Origin of the sequence: Chryseobacterium sp. SIMBA_029, assembly GCF_046535275.1 — a bacterium.
Classification (GTDB): domain Bacteria; phylum Bacteroidota; class Bacteroidia; order Flavobacteriales; family Weeksellaceae; genus Chryseobacterium.
Genome location: NZ_JAWRXA010000087.1, coordinates 1 through 368 on the forward strand (window position 1 = coordinate 1; position 368 = coordinate 368).

Here is a 368-nt window from a genome sequence, read left to right on the forward strand (position 1 = left end):
GGTAACTGATTATGCCTATGTTGAAATAGGCTTTGACTTCAAGGAGGCTGATATTCTGGTCTATGACATGAGCGGAAGACAACTGCAAAACCTGAAGACCAAAAACAGGGTAACTAAAATTAATACCCAGGCTTTGGTTCAGGGAGCTTATCTGGTGACCATCAAGACTGATAACAACAAGACCGCAAATGCTAAACTGATTAAGAAATAATTACGATGAAAAGAAAGATTATAATGTTAGGTACCATTTTATTCTTAAATTCAATGGTACAGGCACAATATACACCAAAAATATTACCTCCATCTCCCAATGCAACTTCACTTGCAAAGTTTGTAGAGAGTCCGGTTTCCTACTATAGAGGAACAGC

1 protein-coding gene is annotated in these 368 nt (G+C 37.8%); it reads left to right on the forward strand.

What is annotated here, in order from left to right:
• On the forward strand, positions 1-211 hold a 211-nt coding region (locus SB679_RS23340), incomplete at its 5' end, for a T9SS type A sorting domain-containing protein (protein ID WP_410704665.1).
• Positions 212-368 lie beyond the last annotated feature (157 nt).